Genomic DNA, 2,874 nt, shown 5'->3' on the forward strand with positions numbered 1-2,874 from the left:
ATTGCCCTCACATCATCCGTTTCACTTAATTCCCTCACGGCTGCTGTGATTTCACCTGCAAACTCCAGGCTAAGTGCATTAAGGCTTTCTGTCCTGGCAAGGGCCAACGTGCCGATAGTATCTTCGACCTTCAGTTCAAGAAACCTATAACCCATAGTATTCCTCCTTTTTAAAGCCCACTTTCAGCAGAAAGAGTTTAATACCTTTTAAAGAATTTTTTTCACTACATACTTCACACGCCTATTATTTTTGGATATCTCTTTTAAAAGATAATTACAAGTATTTATCCGAGCATGATGTGAAGGAAATATTGTGAAGGAAATATTTGACAAATTCTCCTATATCCTTCTAAAGTAAGGTTGATTAAGCAGAACACATGGAGGGTCATCCCTCTTATTGTTTTTCACTTAGCCTGCACCTTAAATTCAGGCTGACGACTCCGTCTGAGTTTTGTGATCTTATAATAAAGAATTGATGTTCAGTGCTTTTTCGAACATTGACCTACCCATGCTGTACATGCTATTTATAGACTGCGTCAAGAAACCTACTTCAGTAAGAGAGCGGCCATGCATTTAATTAAATATATAGTACTGATGGAATAACGGATATGAGAAACAACAGAATATATAGAAAAAAATATGGGAGTTAAGAGATTGTTAAGAAAAAGGATCTAAAAGCATTCTGAAGGGTAAAATAAAATGGGAAAGGGGGAGGAAGAAATGGTTAAAAAGACGATCATATGCCCCAAATGTGGACAAGAAAATCTATTTCCATCGAAAGAATGTGCGAGATGTGGAAGTTCCTTCATATTATTTCCTGAACTTCGAGGGCTATTTGAGAATGGGAAACAAAAAAATGGCAAAGTGAAGGAACCAATTTCAAAAACTGATGATCAACAAGGAGAACCATTAATATGCCCCAAATGTGGACAAGAGAATGATTCATTGTCTGTGGAGTGCTCTAAGTGCGGGATTGTTTTCTTAAAATATTATGATATTCAGGCAAGAGAGGAAACTGATGAGGAAAAAAAAGCAGAACTTCTAGCAAAGAAAAAGGAGGAGGAGGAAAGAGCTGAAGCCCTGAGAAGGCAAAAGGAAGAGGAGGAAAGGGCTGAGGTCCTGAGAAGACAAAAAGAGGAGGAGGAAAGAGCTGAGGCCCTGAGAAGACAGAAGGAAGAGGAAGAAAACGCTGAGGCCCTGAGAAGACAAAAAGAGGAGGAGGAAAGAGCTGAGGTCCTGAGAAGACAAAAGGAAGAGGAAGAAAAAAAAGAGCTTCAAAAAAAGATAGAAGATATCACAAATTTGTTAAAACCAAAGTCGAAAATCAAGGATTTACTCAAAAAGTACGAAGGGCAGACTATCGGCATAAATCATGATAGTCCTACTGAGATTAAAGGCGCCGATCTTATTAAAGTCGGTGACGACCTTTTCAGCATCCTGCTAATGGACGAAAAATTAATAAAGAGCTATCCTCTGAGAACTATTACGTCAGTTATTGAGGGCGTAAATGGCGTGAGTGATGGGAATATGGAGGAAAAGTCAAAATTTTCTATCGTAATTCAGGTACATCACCCTGTCTTTTAAAAAAAAGAAATGATGTCATGGCAAAAGCTTTGTGCCCTCCAATCTTATAATAGTATAAGTCATATGCTCTTGGTCTCACTTTCATTTTCTCCTCCTGGTGATTGGTATCAATCTTGTTGCGGATTGGTGTAGAAAAGAACTCGATTTAAAGATTGAATGGTGAAAGAAGTAGTTACAAGCAACAACAGTCTCGCATCACTACCAGTTTATGAGATTCGTTGTGTGATGTGAAGTTGATGTGTGAAACTCGATTCTTCGGGGTAACATGAAGTGTAGCTATTTCAGCTCATACAGGTGATAAGCCAGTTTTGTCGTGAGAAAAGTACACGTACATGCATTATAAATCATGTTTCTGAATGTCCCTGAAAGATGCTCGTACTCTTTTTGGAGGCTTTCTGTATCTAGTCTGTGCACCTTTAAATCCTTTGATGCTAAAACCAAGGCAGACCGAGGTTCATGGCCCATATCCGTGAACGGCATATAGCCAAAGACCTCATCTTTTTCAAGTGTCAATAACGGCAGGTAACCTTTCTGGGTCTGCCCAATCACGTATGTCTCACCTTCTAATATGGCGAACGCCTCTTGTTTCGAAGAACCCTTCTCTATAACTATCTTCTTATTTTTGGTAAATCCCTTGGTCTTGTCATCTTTCATAAACAACTCTCCAGCCCTATCCGTAATCTTTCTTAGTCTACCATCCAGGCTGAGAAGAATTCTTCTGAAATCGGGTGATAGAGACATAAAGTCTCGATAAAGAAACTCGGTATCCAGCAAGCCCAATCGAACGTCGTCTAAAGCAGTTATGTTAACACTACGGGTATATTCCATAAATGGCAAAATGGTGAAACCTCCAATAAAGCATCCTTCTCCAAGATTCGCTATGTTCATGGGACCATTGGATGTTTCCCTGCTTACATTTACCGATCCTTTCAATATGATCCAAATCCATTTACCATGACCCCCGGCTCTGGCAATTCTCTCTCCAGCATGGTATTCTTCTTCATCAAGGACATGTGAGTAATCTATCAGTGGTCCTTTAATGACTTGGGGAGTCCCTTTTTTCTCAGATCTGGTTTCACTGCTTTCTACGGAAGCCACCTCATCAAAAGGGAGCGGACCCACTTTCTTGATTAACCCGTCATCAAGCATTCTCATTGCATCGAGCAATATCTCCATTCTATTCTTTTTAATTACACGTCCAATTTGAATCTCTTCTTCATAAAATTCGAATTTCCCTTCAATCCACCCAAACAGGGCGTAAATTGCATCTAAACCGCTCAAAGGACCGCTC

2 protein-coding genes are annotated in these 2,874 nt (G+C 39.7%); one reads left to right on the forward strand and one right to left on the reverse strand.

Annotation, left to right across the window (positions count from 1 at the left end):
- Positions 1-719 precede the first annotated feature (719 nt).
- Positions 720-1,583 carry a hypothetical protein gene (locus VMW81_02345; protein HUU49784.1) on the forward strand — a complete coding sequence of 288 codons (864 nt, stop codon included), beginning with the start codon at positions 720-722 and terminating at the stop codon, positions 1,581-1,583.
- Between the two features lie 276 nt (positions 1,584-1,859).
- Here VMW81_02345 and VMW81_02350 read toward each other — a convergent pair.
- Positions 1,860-2,874 (reverse strand): cyclic nucleotide-binding domain-containing protein (locus VMW81_02350; GenBank protein ID HUU49785.1); only part of this gene is annotated, 1,015 nt, incomplete at its 5' end.

It is taken from the genome of Nitrospinota bacterium, assembly GCA_035528715.1.
GTDB lineage: Bacteria > JADFOP01 > JADFOP01 > DATKYB01 > DATKYB01 > DATKYB01.

Excerpts from the sequence above, each read along its gene's own strand:
- VMW81_02345 (HUU49784.1), top strand. The coding sequence starts at position 720 with ATGGTTAAAAAGACGATCATATGCCCCAAATGTGGACAAGAAAATCTA.